Below are 18,277 nucleotides of genomic sequence, written 5' to 3'. Positions count from 1 at the left end.
AGCTGATCTGCCCCGAACCAATGCCGGCTCTGCGCTGAAAGTTCGCCATTCAGCGGTATTGCCAACGATCCTGAAAGCTGCCGTCCGTACTGGCGACGTTTAACATCTGATGGTGGTGGAAAGCGGAATGGCAGTTCTTAGGCTGGCTTGCGAAAATGCGGCCAATCAGTTGTCCCAAAAATCCTGACATTTGCAATGAGTGCCGCCCTTCGGGCCCCGCTGCCTATATGCCTAACTCGGACTTAAAGTATTTTCGCAACGCGGCAACCGACGAGAACAGAACGTCTGGCTTCGAAGCTTCCAGTTCTGACATATCGGAGCATCCCCATGCGGAACCGACTGCGACCACCTTTGCGCCGCGAGAAGCTTCGGTATCGTGTGCCTGGTCACCGACATGGTAAGAGACGTCCGAGGCTGCCGCCGCCTTTGACATGGCGAGCAGCAAGCCTTCTGGATGGGGTTTGCGGTTCTTCACATGGTGATAGCCAACGACAATATCTATCGGCCAGCCGTGGGCTTTTATGAATGCCCTTGGTACCATGTCCGGGCTTTTTGTAACGATAGCGATGGTCTGTCCAGCCTCATGCAGTTCTTGGATCAGTTCGTTGATCCCATCGTACACAGGGAGTTTCGCCGCTTGCGCCATGACGGCTTTCCAATTGCCCGCAGCGCGCAGATGCTCGACTGAAGATGTATCGACAAGGGTCTGGTCGAAATCAAATATAATCATCTAGAAAGCCATCGAGGTTTGAGGATCATCATTTTTTGGTTTTTCTGGTGCAGGCTCGATAGAAGGCTCTACCTTTTCGATCTCCTTAAGGAATTGAGTAAGAGCAGGGCCGTCAGCAATGCCTCGCGCCCATTGTTCCGCGATCATCATCTGATTTCCCTTTGTCTTATCCTCGTGCTTCCACTTTGCTGGATGATCTATGCAAGCCAGCATTCGCCTTTGCTCGCGTGAAAAGCGAACCGTATGCATGGTTCCGCCTTTAACGTCCGTTTCTACGACAAGCACAGCATCTGATAATCCACTCTGGATGCGGTCGCGCTCTGCAAAGGCTGTTCTCATCGGCGTGACGCCGAGCGGGTACTCGCTGACGAGACAACCGCCGTTTTCCAGCAGACGCGTAGCCAATCCGCGATTAGCGGCGGGGTAAACCTTATCAAGGCCGTGCGCCATAACCGCGATCCCTACGCCGTGAGCGTCTAAGCAGCCTTCATGCCCCAGAGTGTCGCAGCCATGCGCAAGACCGCTGACGATGGTGAAACCTGCTTCGGCGGCAGTTGCGGCCGATTTTCTGGCAACGGCCTCTCCATAGGAGGTAGGCTCTCGCGTTCCCACGACAGCAAGGCATTTAGCTGCGTGCAGACCCGATAGCTCACCCTTCACATAGAGGACGGCCGGAGGATCGGGGATATTTCGCAGCCGCTCCGGATACCCTTCATCATGGAAGGAGTAGAACTTGATGCCGCCAGCTTTCGTGTTTTCCAGTTCGACTTCAGCGCGGTCCCACGCGTTGAATAGCTCGCTTTCTGGAAGCTTTGCGCGCATCGCTCTGTCAGCGATGATTTCCCTCGCATCGCCATCTGGAATGGGACCATGGACAATGCGTAAGGCGCCGCGACGCCCTACTCCCTTGAGTTTCATCAAGGCGGTGAGGGCCACAGAAGTTGATGATATGGGCGATGCAGCCATGGTCTAGCCCTTCTTGAATTTCGCTTCGTGCTCCTGTTCGCCTTGCTTCCAGAGAACGTCCCACCTGGCAGGAACTTGATCGTTATCAGGATTGGGGCAGTAGGCCACACTTTCAGCCTTTGCAAACGCCACACCGTAGACCTTGCACTTTGGATTCGTGGCAAGGACCGCTTGAGCGATGCGTGACAGTGTATCACCACGAGTGATAATATCATCAAAAACGAAGACATGATCCGCATCTATTTTAATTGACTGATATTTTGCTTTGTCGAGTTCTGCAGTTCGGCCATCGCCGGAGAAGATCGTATGGATCCTCTGATGCACATTCTTCAAAAGGGCTGTGTCAATATACTGCGCTCCGCACAGGCGAGCACATTCCTTGGCGATCCATGGCAAAGACCTGTTTGAGTCAGCCTTAGTTTCGCTGGATGACAGAGCGGGAATAAATGCTGTCCGCTTCGGACTAACGCCTAAATTATTTATGAGGGCCGGGACAGCTTCATAGAATACCGTTGCTCCACCCCATTCAGCCTTATTGTTCTTGTCTTTGAATCGTATAAAGCGGGCGGTCCAATGCTCGTTCGTCTTATCTTTTAGCTTATAACCAATTGCGTAGGAATACGTCAGGCCGTTCGAAATACTCAGGTACGGAAACCCCATCCATCCCGCGACCATGTTGTGGTAAATCATTATAACCCCTCCCCATTGCTCAGCCCCCGGGAATTTAGGGATCGTAGGCGTGGATTACAACTAAAGGGAGAAATTGTTTTCGCCTGGACGGTGCCGGGCTCCACTTAGTCAATGGATTTCCGATAAAATCCGATCTGTCCTGCACCTCACTTTTGAGACAGATATGATTCGTGCTGCCCGCGAAGTGCAAGGTCCGTTTTACATCGCCGCTCTCCTGTCCTGAACGACTGTAGTCGGGTCGGAAGCCGCCGGCCGGTCTCAGCAGTGCCAATGACAGCTATGGCCGGCCGCCGAACCGAAATCCGAGGGTTCGTTCTCCGGCCCCTACGAGACGTTCAAGGCATTGATGCCAAGCGTCTGCCCATGGCGCAAACTGGGACACCCGCGATATGTCCGGAAAGCTCTCGTAGCACGCGGACTGGATGGGTTGAGTTCACCGTTCCACTTTGGCATTCCCAACTCGTCCGATCGCGCAGGAGCGACGCCGCTTCGGATACCGGCGTTTGCTCGTGATGCTGAGGCGCGAGGGCTATGTCATTAACCACAAGAAGCTCTTCCGGCTCTATCGCGAGGAGAAGCTGGCCCTTTCGCCGTCGTGGCGGGCGCAAGCGGGCCATCGGGACCAGGGCACCCATGCTGGTGCCGCAGCGTCCCAACGAACGGTGGTCGCTCGACTTCGTGTCGGATTCAACTCACCGACGGCCGCCGCTTCCGCATCTTCGCCGCCGTCGACGACTGCACGCGCGAGTGCCTGGCACTGGTCGCGGATTCCTCGGTCTTGGGGTGCGGGTGGCGCGGGAGTTGGAACAACTCATGATCGAGCGCAGCCGGCCGAAGATGATCGTCAGTGAAAATGGCAGCGAGTTCACCAGCAATGCCATCCTGGCATGGGCCGATCAGAGCCGCGTCGCATGGCACTACATTGCGCCGGGCAAACCGATGCAGAACGGCTTCATCGAGAGCTCAACGGCCGCCTTCGCGATGAACTCCTCAACGAGACGCGGTTCACGTCCCTGGCCCAGGCCCGCGCGAGGCTCAATGTATGGCGCGCCGATTACAACGGCGCGCGTCCGCACTCGCACATCGGATGGCAGACACCCAACGAATTTGCATCGACCTTCAACCCGCGACGGTCGCTCGCGCTGCGCAACGTGAAACGCTCCGCACCAGCACCCGTCGCGTCCATCGCGCATCAGGGCAAATCCACCCCCGGAAACGAACTCACGTCTGGATAAAACTTGGGGGAAACGTCAGGGCGGCCATAACTTTGCAGTCTTCAGACGCGAGGCGGCGTACAACAGCGCTGCCCACCATGCTTGTGGCCCGCGACCCACACACCGCTTTTCCCTTCAGATCGCACGTTATGCTTCCTTCATTATTACCGATGTCTGCATGACCTTGAGGTCTTCCCGCACCATTTCCGCGGCGAGCTCGCGCACGGATGTCTCATGCACCCAGCCGAGCTTCTCCTTCGCCTTGGTGGCATCGCCCAGGAGAAGATCGACTTCCGTGGGGCGGAAGTAGCGTGGGTCTACCTGGACTAGGCATCTGCCGGTCTCGACATCATAGCCCTTTTCGTCGACTCCCTCACCACGCCATTCGAGCTCGACGCCGACATCTTCGAAAACCCATTCGACGAATTGGCGGACAGGGGTCGTCTTGCCCGTCGCCAGCACGTAATCATCCGGTTGATCCTGCTGCATCATCATCCACATACCACGCACGTACTCACGCGCATGGCCCCAATCGCGTTGAGCATCCAGATTGCCGAGATAAAGCTTGTCCTGCTTGCCGAGGTAGATAGCAGCGGCGGCGCGGGTGATCTTGCGCGTCACAAAAGTTTCGCCGCGCAGTGGGCTTTCATGATTGAAGAGAATGCCGTTGGAAGCATGGATACCATAGGCCTCGCGATAGTTGACCACGATCCAGTAGGCGTAGAGCTTGGCGGCGGCGTAAGGGCTGCGCGGATAAAAGGGCGTTGTTTCGTTCTGCGGTACGGATTGCACGAGGCCGTAGAGCTCTGAAGTCGAGGCCTGATAGAAGCGGGTCTTGTCCTTCAGACCGAGGAGGCGGATCGCCTCAAGAAGTCGCAATGTTCCGATACCGTCGGCGTTTGCTGTGTATTCCGGCGTTTCGAACGACACCTGGACATGGCTCTGAGCGGCCAAGTTGTAAATCTCGTCTGGCTGGGATTCCTGAACTACTCGGATGAGATTGGTCGCATCAGTGAGGTCACCGTAATGCAAAATTAGGCGCGGATCGGGATCGTGCGGGTCTTGGTAGATGTCTTCGATGCGACCCGTGTTGAAGGAAGAGGAACGTCGCTTAATCCCATGAACGACGTAGCCTTTTTCCAGCAGAAGACGGGTAAGATAGGCACCATCCTGTCCCGTTATGCCCGTAACCAGAGCAACTTTCCTGTTCTCGCCCATTTTCTTCCTGCTCTATTATAGTTGAAGTTTCGACTCCGGCTCGCCACACCGCCAGCAAACTGCGGCCCGCCCCATACCCTATGGTAGGATTTCGACAGATGCGGCGCGGAGCTCGTCATTGACAGTGTCAGCCAGCGAGCACACCTGCTCCTGCTTGGAGGCATAGCAAAACAGAGTCTCGCCGCTAACCTGCCTAAGTCGCACATGCGGCCTGAGTGCCGAACTCAGCTCACGGGGTGAGCGACATAGATTTCAATCACGTCGCACCCGATTTGCTCATCAATCAGCGAGTGAGGACGCCCTCCTGGGAGTCTACGTCCGTTCTCAAGCACGCAGGTCGGTTGCATAGCCGCTCCGCTTCTTCCACGAAGTGGGTGGCCAGTAGAATCGTCTTGCCCTGCGCCAACAGGGCACGTAGCCATTCCCAGATAAAATTGCGGGCATGTGGGTCCAAGCCGACAACTCCACCTTACCGCTCTCTTGCGCTAACCAAGTAATCTTAATCATTGCCTGCTTCAGCGTCTTCTAATGGAAATTGTTTTGATCAGTGAAATCGATTGTTTGGATGAGGTGCATCCACAAAATGGATTGTTTGACAGGGCAGCGCGGCACATCGGCGGCACAAAGTCGTGGGCGCGAGGTTTCGCTCCGCGCGAAGACAAAGTTCGTGGCAGTCGGGGGCTTTGGGCGAACCGCACATTTGAGACGGCGGCGAAAAGCCGGGTAGGGCATTACGTATTGACCTCCAAGGAATTTCGGGCGCGCTAGCCCGAAAACGGTAGCTGGGCTTCAACGATGGGGGGACGAGGCGACCATCAAACTGTGTTTCATACTGTAGGCGATCGCAGTGCGGCGAATTTGAACGGCCGCCTTTGCCAGCCCTCGCCATCGCATCCGGCTACAGGTGCCGAAGATCTTCTCGATCCGAGTACAAATTCTGTGGATCGGTTGGTTCCAGGCGTCGAGCTTTCGGCCTCGTCGCGCCCCCACAGCGGTTGCGACGATGCGCGGCCTTCCACCCTTGGCGCGCACCGCGTCGCCGAGATGATTGCCTCGGTAGGCGCTGTCGGCAAACACTTCGCCGGGATTGTCGGGCAGAGCATCAGGAACGGCGTTGCCGTCCTCGGTGTGGGCGCCGTGACGGCGATCTCCTCGACAAGGGCCGTATCGGCGTAGGCACCGAAATGGGCTTTGAAGCAATGAAACGCTGGTCGGCGCTTGTACTTGACCCAATGGCCCTCTTCATCATCTTCGCTGGCCGAGGCGATGATCGCCGCATCGACAGGCGTGCCGATCTTCACCTGGATCGCTGAACTGGCGGGTGATCTCGGCGAACAACAGGGTCATGAACCTCAACGGCCTGTCGAAAACGGACGAGAGCGGGTTCGCACAGGTGTCGGCTCCGACACCGAGAACCCGCAGAACCGTCGGAACGATCCTCCACATGGCTGCAGACGCCAAAATTCCTCTCTGGCCGTCGTCGCACAGCATCGCGTGCCAGTCGCTCAGTCCGGCCGGATCGAAAGCTATCCGGTCGACACGAGTTGCGCCATGTTGGCGCACTTGAAAGCGTCAGAGGGCGCCGTGTCGCATCTTTCGATGGGACCGGACGCCATGATGGCCATAAATGACGTGGATGGCCTGCGCCTGACATTCGACGGCTGGCGGGTCCTGCACATCCGTCCTTCAGGAAACGCCCGCAAATGACATGTTACGTTGAGGCAGTTAAGAATTGGACTTGAAAAAGGGACTTTGTGGACTGCCTCGAACGGCTGTTTCGCTTAGCAAAGCGCGGCCTCGCGTCAGCAGAGGCCCATCATCAAGGAATGCCTTAGTATCCAACACATGGATGGGCCACATCCACGCAATCAATTTTACAGATGTCGCCCGGCGCATTAGAGAACGCTGAATTTAACCGGAAGCGGGAGTACCCGGCGTCAAGATTTGCGAGCGTCACAGAGATAAGGATAGGCAGTGCAGAGGGAGCTCTTCTGCCCCACGCGCAGCCTCTACCAAATCGCCCGGCGTAACGGTCGACTAGTATCGATTAAGGGATCCCAAGCCAGATGCAACCTCGTCTCTGAAACGAGATTTCCGAAAATGCAGGTCAGTGGATTGGTAAAGCGCAGGTTCGTCGTCTCTCAGAGGCGTACGGGGTTCGGTGATTGTCTATGGTCGCTGGCGGCCGCTTGGCGCTACGCTCAGCGGTCGGGACGAACGCTAGCCGTCGACTGGCGCGGGTCCTGCTATCTCGACCAACCCTTCACAAATGCCTTTCCGGTGTTCTTCGAACCGATCAATGACATCGCTGGCGTACCGGCTATTTGCGACGACCGGATCAACGACTTTTCCTTCCCGGGTCCATTCTTCCCGGAGTGGTGGAATAGGCCAGCGATCGACTGCCTTTACCGCCCAGATGAGCAGATTTTCCAAGAGCGCGACGAGTTGGGCGAGCTCTTTCAGGCCGAACACGATGTCGAAGCGAACACAGTAGTGTGTGACGCTTGCTTGATGTGGCGCTGCGATGAGGATGCCGAGCGGCAGGTCTTCCAGAGTGTCAAGCCTCGGTCTGAAATTCAAACACGCATAGATGCCATTTACCAACAATGTTTTGAGGGGCACAGCATCATCGGGGTTCATGTTCGACATGGTAACGGTGAAGACATCATGGACCATGCGCCCTACTGGGCCGATCCGGAGTTCGCCGTTCGACAAGTGTGCACTGCGGTTGATAAGGCTAAAGCGTTACCGCACCCCAAGCCTGTGCGGCTGTTCTTGTGCACGGACAGCGCGCAGATCCTGGATCACCTGTCGGCCAGGTTTCCCGATCTTCTCACCGTCCCCAAGCATTTCCGATCCGATCAAGACGGCCCCTTACACACTGCAGCACTTGGGATGGACGGCGCAATTTCCGCCCTCGTTGAGATGTATCTTCTCGGGCGCTGCGATACTGTAATTCGGTTTCCTCCGACGAGCGCCTTTACACGATATGCACGCCTTTTCGTACCACGCGTAATTGAGTTCGATCTGAAGGAGCCAAGTCGTTTGATTTTGATAGAAGACAGCCAAAGAATCTCTGGTCTCAGTTAAGACCCGTCACCTGCACAATTCGGCGGATGCAACCAACAGGCATAGTTGAATGTCCATTTCTCATCGAGGCCATGGAAGCGTCGTACGATACCGATAGCGTCGTCATCTGAGGCCGTTCGGCAACGCGCCAGAACTTCGCTGTTACTCGGAGGCCGCAGACCAAGCCAGAGCGACGGCGATCGTGACGCTAACGCTCGAAAGGGCGCGGGCAATCACTCCAGAGACGAAATCGAGGTTGTTATATGAAAGTGGTTCCCGTCATCATCAGCGGCGGAGCCGGATCGCGGCTATGGCCCGCCTCAAGGCAATCGCACCCTAAACCTTTCCTCAAAGTGGCAGACGGGCATTCACTGATGCAGCACACTGTGTTGCGCGTCGGTTCGATAAAGGGCGTAGTGGAACTCGTCGCCGTGACATCTGGGGAACACCTCTTCCTTACCAAGGACGAGTTCGACGAACTAGATTCCGTGGTCCTGCCACGCACCTTTCTGCTCGAGCCTGAAGGCCGGGATACGGCCGCAGCCGTTGCGGCAGCCGCCATCCATGCCAAGGCAACGCAAGGCCCTGACGCGATTCTATGCGTCTTCCCAGCCGATCACATGGTTGGCAACCTGCCTGCATTTTTAGACGTCATGTGCCGGGCCATCGAACATGCGAAGCTCGGGCGGATCGCCACATTGGGCATCACCCCAACCAGACCGGACACGGCATTCGGCTATATCGAAGCGGATGGTGAGAAAGTCGTCCGTTTCGTTGAAAAACCGGATCTGGACACAGCCAAAGCCTATGTCGCGTCCAAGCGCTTCTTCTGGAACGCCGGCATTTTCTGCTTTAGCGCACAAACCATGCTCGACGAGATGGCATCGCATTGCCCCGCGGTGATCCAGGCCGTCTCCGACAGCTACGAGAACGGCCGCTTCAGTCAAGGCGAAGGCTTTGCCAAAATCGAACTCGCGCCTGAGCATTTCGGCTCCGCCCCGCGAATCTCGCTCGACCACGCTGTCATGGAGAAGACGAACAAACTTGCCGTGGTTGCCTGCGACATGGATTGGAACGACATCGGATCCTGGAACGCAATGGCCGATTTGATCGCCCCCGACGAAAGCGGGAACAGGATCCGCGGCGATGTGCATATGGTCGACACGACCGGCAGCTATGTGAGCTCCGACAAGCGCGTCATCGGCACGGTCGGTGTCAGCGATCTGGTGATCGTCGATTCCCCGGACGCTTTGCTCGTCGCATCCCGCGACCGCGTTCAGGACGTCAAGAAGCTGTTCGAGGGCCTCAAGGCTTCAGGACATGAAGCTCACCTGGTCCACAGCACGGTACATCGGCCGTGGGGTACCTACACGGTTCTTGAGGAAGGCGAGCGCTTCAAGATCAAACGCATCGAGGTGAAGCCCGGTCGGCGGCTGAGCCTGCAGATGCACTATCATCGTTCGGAGCACTGGGTCGTGGTCAGCGGCTCCGCGAAAATCGTCAATGGCGAGCAGGAGTTGTTCCTGGCGACAAACGAATCAGCCTACATCCCCTGCGGCCATAAGCATCGGCTGGAGAACCCAGGCAGAATTGACCTGGTGATCATTGAAGTGCAGAGCGGCGATTATCTCGGCGAGGATGATATCGTTCGCTTCGACGACGTATATGGTCGAACGTAGATTTCACCCGCGTGACGAGAACGGTCAACGTGTCGCTGACTAATTACCACTAGGAAGCCCGTCTGCCCACTCAGGACCGGATGCTTGTGGAATCGGGAATTGACCAAGGCAGCGGCGAATGACCGCAATCGGCATCAGGGGTGGGACAAATCAACCGGAAAAGACCGGAGAGCATAGTAACGCAACACAGTCCCACTGTCGAATAGCCTTTGATATTTCTGACTTTCCAAGCACCCTCAGGGCCCACCAAAATTATATCAATGGCTTATGGCCGACTTCGCTCTGAAGTGGGCCAAATCGACCTCGCTATCCCCGCAGCACTCAGTTCGATTGTTTTCGCATGAAAACGAGCAAGGACAGGGGGAGGGCGATCTTGTGCTGGCTTCTATGTCCAATCTTGCTCCTGTTCGTCGTCAGGTTGTGTGCAGCCACATAGCGCGGCTATCGCGAGGCTGGAAGGCCTCCGATCGATAGGTGCGGCGAACGGCGGCAACGAGGTGCGAATAGGATGGCTGAGCGTATGATCGAGAATACCGCAGTTGCGGTCTAGCGCGAAATGCAGCGTCTGTGACTCATCGGTCATTGCAGCGGGAATCATGACCCTAAGCCGCCCTTCATCAGCCCACCAGCGCCCAGAAGAAGGCGAAGATCCGTCACAATGCCTACCTGTACCAAGGCTTCAAGCAGTTCACCGCGAATGGGAAGACCGCCAGCCATTGCTTCTTCATTTTCGGCCATTCGCTCGCTACGAATGACGACCACATCCTTAACCGCATAGCGCGTGGCAAGTTTCTGGCACCTATGGTGAACCAGCATCCGCGGATAACCAGCGGATAATGAACCACGCGAACGAGCTAGCGGTGCAGCGCAACGAAAAATCGCCGCTTGATGTCGTCTTTTATGATGCTGCTACAGTTCATGTCTGGGGTTTAGGCTTAGAAGCGGAATGACTGCCAACCAGGTCATCGAGCCGGAAACTGACCGGCCGGTGGGCCCAAAAATGACATTCAGTTGCCTCCAGCCTTTCGACACGAGCCACTTCACGATCTCGCGATTGCCAGCTAGCGGCTTGTTGCTCGAGCTTCGCGATCCTAGTCTGTGGTCGCTATGCCTCAGCAAGAAGATTCCGGTTCCTAGCCGGGCGGAGGCGCAACGAGATAGCCAGCTCAGGACAAGGAGAGCAAGCCATGGTCGCTTTTACCCTCAATGGCGAGGCGCGAACACTCGACGTCGATCCAGAGATGCCGCTGCTCTGGGCGATCCGTGACGGCATCGGACTCACAGGAACGAAATTCGGTTGCGGCCTTGCCCAGTGCGGCGCTTGCACGGTTCACGTTAACGGCATGCCGACGCGCTCGTGCCAGACCGCAGTCGGCGACATCGAAGGAGCCTCGATCACCACCATTGAGGGCGTGTCGGGCAAGATCGGCGAAACGGTCCAGGCCGTGTGGGCCGAGTTCGACGTACCTCAATGCGGCTATTGCCAGTCTGGCCAGATCATGTCGGCCGTGGCCCTCCTGACAGAGACGCCGAAGCCGACGGACGATGATATTGATTCGGCGATGAGCGGCAATCTCTGCCGCTGCGCCACCTATCATCGCATCCGCGCGGCCATCCACGAGACCGCCAACCGGCTGGAGACTTGAGGCATGTTGCAGTTTCTCCCGAAGCATAATGCCGTGGGGCCCACGCGGCGCCAGTTCCTCCTCGGCACGGCCGTCACCACCGCGGGCTTCGCCGTGGGCTACCGGCTAATGATGGCCGCGCCCGCCAACGCACAAACGACGCCTGCAGCGGTCCAGGCGAACCCCTTCCAGACCTATGTCGAGATCACACCGGAGAACCGAATCGTCATCCACTCGTCGCAGTTCGAGATGGGACAAGGCTCCTATTTCGGCATCGCCACCCTGGTTATGGAAGAGCTCGACGGCGCCTGGGCGCAGGTCCACGTGGTCGGCGGATATGGCAATACCGCGCTCTACGGCAATCTCGCCTGGGGCGGGGCCGCGCAGGGAACCGGTGGCTCCACGTCGATGAGCTCGTCGTGGGAGCGCTACCGCAAGGCGGGTGCTGCCGCACGGGCCATGCTGGTGGCGGCCGCGGCGCAGCGGTGGGACGTGCCAGGCGGCGAGATCACAGTCGCTTCCGGGGTCGTGTCGCACGCCTCAGGGATGCAGGCGCGCTTCGGTGACCTGGCTGAAGCCGCAGCGGGAATGCCGGTTCCCGACGACGTGCCGCTAAAGCCGCGCGACAAGTGGGCCCAGATCGGATCGGACAGCCTCAAGCGCTACGATTCCGCCGGCAAGACCAATGGCGCGCAGACCTACACGATCGACCTCAAGATGGATGGACTCAATACGGCCGTTATGATCCATCCGCCGAAGTTCGGCGCTGAGATCGAGAGCTTCGACGCCTCCAAGGCCAAGGCACTCGACGGCATTGTCGATGTCGTCCAGACGCCGCGCGGCATTGCCGTCGTCGGCAGGGACATGTGGACGGCGCTCAAGGGCCGCGATCTCGTGGAGGTGACCTGGAACGAAGAGAAGGCCGAAAGGCGCGGCACGGCCGAGATCATGGCCGAATACACTAAGGCAGCAGACGATCCGGGCGCGGCCACCGCGCGCGACGACGGTAACACTCCCGCAGCGTTGGCCAGTGCTGAGAAAGTCATCCAAGGGCACTACGAATTCCCCTATCTTGTCCATGCTTCGATCGAGCCACTCAACGCGGCCGCCCGAATCAACGAAGACGGCACCATCGACGTGTGGGGCGGACACCAGATGCCCGACCTTTATCAGGCGGCTGCCGCTAAAGTAGGCGGCACCACGCCGGACAAGGTGAGGCTGCACGTGATGAAGACCGGCGGCAGCTTCGGCCGCCGAGCGGTCTCGGACGCAGATCTCATTATAGAAGCTGTTTCCACAGCGCGTGCACTGGGACCCGGCAAGCCAGTGAAGGTGCAGTGGACCCGCGAGAACGACATGCGGGGTGGGCGGTACCGGCCGACCTATGTGCACGCAGTCGAGGCGGGGCTCGACAAGGAAGGCAATGTCGTCGCTCTCCATGACCACATCGTGGGCCAATCGATCGCGGGCGGTTCGCCCTTTGCGGCGATGATCGAGAACGGCATCGATCCGACCTCCGTGGAGGGCGCCACCAACCTGCCCTATGCGATCCCGAACCTGAAGGTCGAGCTGACCACCACGGACGTGAACATCCCAGTGCTGTGGTGGCGTTCGGTAGGCTCCACCCACACCGCTTACGCAATGGAAACCCTGATCGATGAGCTCGCCGCCGCTGCGAACCGTGATCCGGTCGACTTCCGCTTGTCGATGCTCGGTCACCATCCACGGCATGCCGGCGTGCTGAAATTGGCTGCTGAGAAGGCAGGCTGGGACAAGCCTCTGCCGGAAGGCCGTTTCCGCGGCGTGGCCCTGCATGAAAGCCTCTCGACCTATGTCGCCGAGGTGGTGGAGATCACCTTCAACGATGGAAATGATTTCAAAGTCGACCGCGTCGTCTGCGCGGTAGATTGCGGCACCGCGATAAATCCTGACCAGATCCGCGCTCAGATGGAGGGCGGTATCGGCTTCGGCCTAGGCGCGATCCTCCAGGAGGAGCTGACCCTGACGGGCGGTGTCGTAGACCAAGAGAACTACGACACCTATATGCCGCTCAGGATCGAGCAGATGCCGCGCGTCGAGGTGCACATTGTGCCGTCCGACGAGCCGCCCAGGGGCGTTGGCGAGCCGGGTGTGCCGCCGATCGGCCCGGCCGTCGCCAACGCGCTACGGGCGGCGACGGGCAAGACGATCCGCAAGCTGCCGATCATAAAGAACTTGTCAGCATAGCCGGGAATGACACCATGAAAACGGCCGCGATGAAGATCGCGGTCGTAGGTCATTTTTGAACGCCTCCTGACAGGCGATCACCTCCATTCGATCAATTTCCGGCGGCTGCCCGGTCCAATATCCGGTTTAGAGACTGTAACCCGTGTTCTGAACGACCGCAGACGGTCGTTGGTGCTGGTAGCACTAAAGAACCGCTTTCGAGACGCAAATGCCGCACGCAAATGTCTCGAAAGGGTCACGCTAGAGACTTTGTACCACCTAGTTGCATGTCTGCTATCGCTTTCTTGGCGCGAGAAGCGGCCGGTCCTCTGACGGCCCCATAACAGGACATTGATGTCTTCGCGCTGAGCGTCAGCAGTTGGCGCTACCGCGACCTTTCTCAGGAAGGCTGCACACCGACGCGATCTTCCTTTCGCCTTGCGCAAACCTCCCTTCCGAGTGAGGCGTTCAGTGCGTCGGCTTGGTGGACTGAGGCACTTCTGAGTGGGACAACAACATCGAAAAACATTGGAAAAGATTTGAATACTCTGAAGTCCCACTGATCTCTAAGAAATTGATTTTTATCGCTTTATGAACACCCTCCGGGCCCACCAAAACATGAATTTAAGCAATTGATTCTATTAGATTTTTTGTAAAGCGCTCATAACATGGACTCGAACCCCCGGAGCTCTGAGCTTGGAAAGCTCAGGGTGGATCATGGCAATCGTTTCGAGAACGAGCCCCGGAAAGCTTGCCAAATCGGTGGTGAGGTCGTGGGTCAATCCATCAGCCAGTCGCAATTGCCGCTCCGGTATTTGCTGTGCTTGCGCCTCGACACCATGCCTTCGAGCCCCGCCTGGTCTATCAGGTGGGAAGATCGCCTTAGCCTCGCCGGGAAGCGCCTGGCTGAATTGGATACGGCCACCGTCCGGGATCATCTCGGCAAGGATCTCGCGGCGGTCCTCCAGCGCCATGTCGCGCAGGTCGTGACCATTGAGATGCAGAAGATCGAAGGCGACGAATAGAGGTCGTGCTGGCGTCGGGTGATGGCTTTCCGCAAGGCTCCGAAGTCAGACAGGCCAGTCTCGTTCAATACGACGATCTCACCGTCGATGATGGCGCTTTCCACGTCCAGTTCAGCGGCGGCCTTTGCGAGGGCGATGCCGATGGCGAAACTGTCCGAAGGCGACACGATCACGATGACTGGCGAGGTGACGCTTGTTCATGATGACGGGACCGTCACGGTTCGGCTTCACGGCTACGACGTTCCGGTGACGACGCGCGGGGAACGCCTCGCCGAAATACCGGACCTCTCCACCGCGTCCGCCCTCGGCAATCGCAACAGCATGCTTGGCTTTCGACACATCGACACCGACGTAAAAAACGTTATCTTGCTCCATGGCTCGTCCTTTCTTCGCTTGGGGCTCGGCTCGGCACTCCCGAGCAACCCCCGTTTGCTTAACAGCTGCAAAGACTAAGGGCGGGCCGCCGCTCAGACCACGGTCATAACGTCTAATAGCCATCGCAACCTTACCCGCCAAATCGTCCTTGTTGCGCCAATATTTGACGAGCTTCTTTTCATACAGCTTTCGGAATCTCTCGAGTTTGGCCTTTTTCTCGAACTCGACCTTTTCCGCGGCCCACGTCTTGCGAGCACCGCCTTCGAGCAAAAACGCCACGGTAGACACGCCTTGGGCGACGGCGTACTCGTACTCCATCTGGGTGTAGCTCTTACCCTTCAACTCTGAGCCGTACCACTCTGCTACGATGAGTACGTAGTAGTCGCTGTCATCGATGCGCCGCTTAATGTAATCCCATTGAGTGTCGTCGCTGGCTTGGAATGCCTCCATCCCCACAGGAATATGCCCGAGGTTAAGACGGACTCGATGACCGACCGTCTTTCGTCCACCAAATCGGCGTAGGTCGAGCTGACGAAGATTTGGTATTTAACGTCATGCGGCTTCACCCTTCGATCCGCCCTTGTAAGTCTGCAAGCAGGCTGGGGATAACGTTCCGTGCCCGCATCAAGAAGCCGAGTCATGATTCTTGCAAGGGGTGAAGCGATCAAAGTCCGATCCGCGCGCTGGCACGCTAGGTTGCCCGGTTTGCCGGAAGGAATAATCACTTGCGGCCGAGGAGTATGAAACGTGCGGTGCCCCCGCCGCAGCGACAGCCTTCGCTATTCCTTCTTGTCGACCAGCGCCCGTAGTGCCGAGACGTCATGCAGCAATAACCTGCTGCCGCGCTTTTCGATCAGGCCTCTCTTGGCGAGGTCGCTCATTTCGCGCGAGACCGCTTCCCTGTGCGTGCTCATCGTTGCCGCCAGCTCGGAATGCGTCGGTGCCGGGCTTATGGACACCTCGCCGTCCACGAGTGCGGCTTTCTCCGCCCGATGCAGGAGCTCGACGATCAGCCGTTTTCGCACGACCAGAGTGCTGTATTCGAATACCCGCTCGGTCATGCGCCGGAGCTGGGCAGACAGATGCTCAAGCAGCATCCAGGCAAAAGTCGGGTGGGTCATCACGATATCCCGGAATGCTGTGCCGGACAGCCGTGCAGCGCGGGTTGCCTCCAGCGCGACTACGCTGGCAGAGCGTGCAATCCCGTCAATGCCTCCGAGCTCCCCGAAAATGTCACCCGGTTCGACATCGCGATACGCTATCTCCCTGCCGTCCGCTGAAACCAGTGTCACGCGAGCCCGTCCTTCCAGCAGGAAGAAGACATCGCGACCAGTGTCGCCGTGGGAAATGATTAGCTCGTTGTGTCGATAGCTGCGCTCGTGCCACCGTTTGGTCAGCGCGGCGAGGTCGGCATCGCAAAGTCTTGAGATGAAGGCCAGAGAGCCTGTCACAACGGTCTCTTGTTCAATCAAGTGTACTTCACCTTACTCCCTATCCAAGGAAATTTGATGGCCGCAGGCCCCGCTTTCCGGGATGCAAACTGGGAGCGGATTTCGCCAATGTTTTCCCCGGTGTGGGAATTCCCACAGCCGAGCCTGGTTCGACTGTCATATCCTTGTTGCACGTCAGGCCCGCCGGCTCGTGTGCAAGCCGGCGAAGGGAAAGGGAACAGTCATGAAATTCTTGGCTCCCGTCACAAAACTTGCTGCGGGGTTTCGCAAATTCGTCGCGCCGCGCTACCGCCCGGAGCTTTATTACATGCGTGGCCCGGGGCCAGCCACCGCCCGCCGTATGGGCACGCCGCGGCAAAACCAATCCATCGACCACTACGCCTAATTTGCCTCGCGGACGGCTGACGCTCTCGCCCGGAGTGCCGTTCGCGCCGTTCCGTACCGGTCAATTCAGATCAATGAAGGGACGATCTGATCATGGTTATAATTCATGCTGCCGCCATTGGTCCATTTCGCAGGTGGTTACGCCTCCGCGCCGAGCGAAAAGCTCTCTTGTCGGCAACGGACCAGTTGAGCCGTTTACCCGATGACGTTCTTGGCGACATCGGCATCTCACGTGACGAAATCATGTGCGATTTGCGAAGCCGCGCCATCCGTCATGCGGAGGCAGGCGCGGCCGGCACGACGATCGAGCGCACCAGGATCGCTTCGGCCTCGATCCCGAAACGGTTGGCCGCCGGCAGTGGCTACGCCTCGGCCGAGATCCCCTTTGGCTGGTCCACGAGCGCGCGATCGAGCCTTACATCGCGGCTTCGACAAGCAGCGGCGCGCGGACGGGACCTTCGAACGGCACTACACCTGCGACCCCAAGGACTGAATGTTGACCGACGGGAGCTGGGGAGGATCTCAAAATGATCATGTCAGTTGTTAAGTCCCTCGCGCCTGTGACGCTCGGCACCGTGCTGATCGCAATCAGTCCGGCTTCATTGTCGGCTTCTGACGCTCAGGACCTCGCGTTCGCTCACGCTGACATGCCAATCAAACAGCTGAAAGACGTCTATTTGGATTGCGAGCGGGGAGGCCGCCGGTGCGCTGGGGACGGAAGACGTGATGTACTGTTCGATGCGCGAGTTCCGACTAGGCGCGCGATAGCAGTTTGCGCATAATCAACGATGCATGGCCTTCTGCACCGTGCGACGCGGCCCTGCGATCGACCACTTCGAACCATGTTTGGACCGCGCACTTCGCCGATCAGCGCAGTAACCAACCCGCGGAGTTCCGCGAGCGACAGCCTTCAAACGAATCAGTCGGTGGTAGCGTCACGCATAGGGTGAATCACGAACGCGCTCGCCTGCAAACCCCTTCGCCCGGAAATCTGTCCCGGTTACGCGGTTCGCCAGCAGACTGACAAGGAGCGGCTTCAGCCGATCGCCGATGCTATTTGTTATCTTTGTGCCGAATGGCAGCTTTGCGCCCCGATTTCGGCCGTTCGACTATATCGTTCGAACTGCCGAAAGCTTTCGGGGCTCCGGCCCTCTCAAACCCTCCGCCGCCGTTGTCGCGCATGTGCCGCATGCCACCTGCCGTGCTTTTAGCGAGCCGACCTTACCTCCAGTCTGGAACCTAGCAGTCGCCCAACTGGTTCAACCTTCCGCCACGGCCGGGCAGGGGAGGGCGTGCAAAACGGTAGGCGCGACCTAAGAAACGGTCGCGGTTCGAGTCGGTAGAGGGATACCGCCGAGGGACGCTTTTCCAAGCGCGGAGTTCGAATCCCTCCCTCTCCGCCATACGACATTGTTTACGTTGATAAAAATACAAGAATAGGTTGCGCGTCCGCCATAAAGCCCGCCAACCGAAAAAGGCGTATTCGCGGCACGTCAGCTTACGACACAAATATGCGGGGTTGATGCTTCGACCTTGTAGATGGCAGAGATCAACTTCGGCTTCGCTAAGCGAAGTCGTGGGGTTCATGCGACAGCGGAATCAGGATATGCGACGAGCACCCCGTGCCGGGTCAACCTCGCCGTCGG

Annotated in this window: 15 protein-coding genes and 3 pseudogenes; 9 read left to right on the top strand and 9 right to left on the bottom strand. The window is 58.1% G+C overall.

What is annotated here, in order from left to right; all coding sequences use genetic code 11:
- Positions 1–223: 223 nt before the first annotated feature.
- From NKI95_RS25950 to NKI95_RS25940, 3 genes are read right to left on the bottom strand one after another with little or no spacing between them, the layout of a single operon-like run.
- Positions 224–730: an HAD family hydrolase gene (locus NKI95_RS25950; protein ID WP_352720246.1), complete on the bottom strand. Its 507-nt coding sequence runs from the start codon at positions 728–730 to the stop codon at positions 224–226.
- Positions 731–1,696, bottom strand: coding sequence for a DNA-processing protein DprA (locus NKI95_RS25945; RefSeq protein ID WP_352720244.1), 966 nt, complete (start codon positions 1,694–1,696; stop codon positions 731–733).
- Positions 1,697–1,699: 3 nt separating this feature from the next.
- Positions 1,700–2,386, bottom strand: coding sequence for a phosphoribosyltransferase (locus NKI95_RS25940; RefSeq protein ID WP_352720241.1), 687 nt, complete (start codon positions 2,384–2,386; stop codon positions 1,700–1,702).
- A 446-nt stretch (positions 2,387–2,832) separates the two neighbouring features.
- Between NKI95_RS25940 and NKI95_RS34520 the strand changes: the two genes are divergently transcribed.
- Both NKI95_RS34520 and NKI95_RS34515 read left to right on the top strand, forming a co-directional pair.
- Positions 2,833–3,237, top strand: a complete 405-nt coding sequence (locus NKI95_RS34520) for an IS3 family transposase (RefSeq protein ID WP_502909253.1) — start codon at positions 2,833–2,835, stop codon at positions 3,235–3,237.
- Positions 3,200–3,621: pseudogene (locus NKI95_RS34515) on the top strand (transposase family protein). The gene NKI95_RS34520 and the pseudogene NKI95_RS34515 overlap by 38 nt, the downstream one beginning before the upstream one ends.
- Positions 3,622–3,747: 126 nt before the next feature.
- On the opposite strand, the gene gmd reads toward NKI95_RS34515, so the two are convergent.
- From gmd to NKI95_RS25915, 3 genes and pseudogenes are all read right to left on the bottom strand, one after another.
- Positions 3,748–4,818, bottom strand: coding sequence for a GDP-mannose 4,6-dehydratase (gene gmd, locus NKI95_RS25925; protein ID WP_023718702.1), 1,071 nt, complete (start codon positions 4,816–4,818; stop codon positions 3,748–3,750).
- A 141-nt stretch (positions 4,819–4,959) separates the two neighbouring features.
- Positions 4,960–5,275, bottom strand: a pseudogene (locus tag NKI95_RS25920) (nodulation factor ABC transporter ATP-binding protein NodI); the annotation flags it as partial.
- Positions 5,276–5,645: 370 nt separating this feature from the next.
- The gene (locus tag NKI95_RS25915) at positions 5,646–6,119 is read right to left on the bottom strand and encodes a hypothetical protein (RefSeq protein WP_352467054.1); all 474 of its coding nucleotides are present in this window, start codon (positions 6,117–6,119) and stop codon (positions 5,646–5,648) included.
- On the opposite strand from NKI95_RS25915, the gene NKI95_RS25910 reads away from it, so the two are divergent.
- From NKI95_RS25910 to NKI95_RS25885, 6 genes are all read left to right on the top strand, one after another.
- Positions 6,085–6,525, top strand: a complete 441-nt coding sequence (locus tag NKI95_RS25910) for a hypothetical protein (protein WP_352720239.1) — start codon at positions 6,085–6,087, stop codon at positions 6,523–6,525. The two genes, NKI95_RS25915 and NKI95_RS25910, sit on opposite strands and share 35 nt — an antisense overlap.
- A 393-nt stretch (positions 6,526–6,918) precedes the next feature.
- Complete coding sequence (locus NKI95_RS25905) at positions 6,919–7,908, top strand: nodulation protein NodZ (RefSeq protein ID WP_352720238.1); 990 nt, start codon at positions 6,919–6,921, stop codon at positions 7,906–7,908.
- A gap of 242 nt (positions 7,909–8,150) precedes the next feature.
- On the top strand, positions 8,151–9,566 hold the full coding sequence (locus tag NKI95_RS25900) for a mannose-1-phosphate guanylyltransferase/mannose-6-phosphate isomerase (protein WP_352589324.1): 1,416 nt from the start codon (positions 8,151–8,153) through the stop codon (positions 9,564–9,566).
- Positions 9,567–10,214: 648 nt separating this feature from the next.
- Positions 10,215–10,403, top strand: a complete 189-nt coding sequence (locus NKI95_RS25895) for a hypothetical protein (RefSeq protein WP_352720339.1) — start codon at positions 10,215–10,217, stop codon at positions 10,401–10,403.
- A gap of 350 nt (positions 10,404–10,753) precedes the next feature.
- Positions 10,754–11,212, top strand: coding sequence for a (2Fe-2S)-binding protein (locus tag NKI95_RS25890; protein ID WP_352467057.1), 459 nt, complete (start codon positions 10,754–10,756; stop codon positions 11,210–11,212).
- A 3-nt stretch (positions 11,213–11,215) separates the two neighbouring features.
- Positions 11,216–13,417, top strand: coding sequence for a xanthine dehydrogenase family protein molybdopterin-binding subunit (locus NKI95_RS25885; protein WP_352720236.1), 2,202 nt, complete (start codon positions 11,216–11,218; stop codon positions 13,415–13,417).
- A gap of 620 nt (positions 13,418–14,037) precedes the next feature.
- Here NKI95_RS25885 and NKI95_RS34510 read toward each other — a convergent pair.
- From NKI95_RS34510 to NKI95_RS25870, 3 genes and pseudogenes are all read right to left on the bottom strand, one after another.
- The gene (locus NKI95_RS34510; RefSeq protein WP_502908392.1) at positions 14,038–14,370 is read right to left on the bottom strand and encodes a hypothetical protein; all 333 of its coding nucleotides are present in this window, start codon (positions 14,368–14,370) and stop codon (positions 14,038–14,040) included.
- A gap of 600 nt (positions 14,371–14,970) precedes the next feature.
- Positions 14,971–15,437: pseudogene (locus NKI95_RS34505) on the bottom strand (DUF4062 domain-containing protein); the annotation flags it as partial.
- A gap of 138 nt (positions 15,438–15,575) precedes the next feature.
- Complete coding sequence (locus tag NKI95_RS25870; protein WP_029356805.1) at positions 15,576–16,247, bottom strand: Crp/Fnr family transcriptional regulator; 672 nt, start codon at positions 16,245–16,247, stop codon at positions 15,576–15,578.
- A gap of 223 nt (positions 16,248–16,470) precedes the next feature.
- Here NKI95_RS25870 and NKI95_RS25865 point away from each other — a divergent pair, with 223 nt between their 5' ends.
- On the top strand, positions 16,471–16,632 hold the full coding sequence (locus tag NKI95_RS25865) for a hypothetical protein (protein ID WP_167522729.1): 162 nt from the start codon (positions 16,471–16,473) through the stop codon (positions 16,630–16,632).
- Positions 16,633–18,277: the final 1,645 nt, after the last annotated feature.

Source organism: Mesorhizobium sp. M0306 (assembly GCF_040321655.1).
Classification (GTDB): domain Bacteria; phylum Pseudomonadota; class Alphaproteobacteria; order Rhizobiales; family Rhizobiaceae; genus Mesorhizobium.
Note: the sequence above shows the minus strand (reverse complement) of the source record. Positions and strands in the feature narration are given on the sequence as shown.